Raw genomic sequence first — 702 nt, forward strand, 5'->3', positions numbered from 1 at the left:
CCTCGACGGCGATAAAAAAGAGTGACGTGCAAAAGGCGCGAGTGACGATTAAGAATATCCACAATAAAGGACGGCCTCGCGTAAAAACGGGGCCGTCGCGTTTTAGCCGCACTGCAAAAGAGCGTCGGAAAATTGTTGCGAAGTCGAGATTGAAAGTAAATATATATATATTTGTAAGGTCGGCAGCTCTTTTGACGATAAGGATAAAAGAGATAGAAGGGCGTGCTTTGGTATGAAAAAACGCTCCGCCGCCTTGTTGCTTGTTTTTGTTTTGCCTTTTAGCATCGTCGCTCTATGCGTACTCCCCAAAACCACTCCCGCTGTCCCCGGAAGAGATGGAATATTTGCAATAAAAAAAGGTGCTGCGCGTTTCTATGCTGGAGGATCGGAGACCGTTTTCCTTTCGTGGCGCAAAGGGCGGCATCAGCTCCTTCAGGGCTATGAAGAAAGCTACAGACTGCTGCCGGCACCTTTGGCAAGGCGGGGATAGAATATGACTATCGTCAACGACCGTTTCACCGTCTGTTGCAAAAAGTCGAACCTTGACATCGACGACGTTGTTGATGATTTCAAAGACAAGATGAAAAACAACAATAGCCGCCTGTCGCTGACACCGGCACAGTTCGAGTCGTTTTTGCACGACGGCGCGGCCGGAAAATCTTTCAGCGCCGAATTTGAATGCGGCGTCAAATCAGGCGGCTG

2 protein-coding genes are annotated in these 702 nt (G+C 49.0%); both read left to right on the forward strand.

Annotated elements, in window-relative coordinates:
* Positions 1-232: 232 nt before the first annotated feature.
* A complete protein-coding gene (locus RRY12_13350; protein ID MEG2185661.1) occupies positions 233-490 on the forward strand; it encodes a hypothetical protein in 258 nt (85 codons plus the stop codon).
* Between the two features lie 3 nt (positions 491-493).
* Positions 494-702 (forward strand): hypothetical protein (locus RRY12_13355; protein ID MEG2185662.1); only part of this gene is annotated, 209 nt, incomplete at its 3' end.

The organism is Cloacibacillus sp., from assembly GCA_036655895.1.
In the GTDB taxonomy this organism is placed as follows: domain Bacteria; phylum Synergistota; class Synergistia; order Synergistales; family Synergistaceae; genus JAVVPF01.

Excerpts from the sequence above, each read along its gene's own strand:
- RRY12_13350 (MEG2185661.1), top strand. The coding sequence starts at position 233 with ATGAAAAAACGCTCCGCCGCCTTGTTGCTTGTTTTTGTTTTGCCTTTT.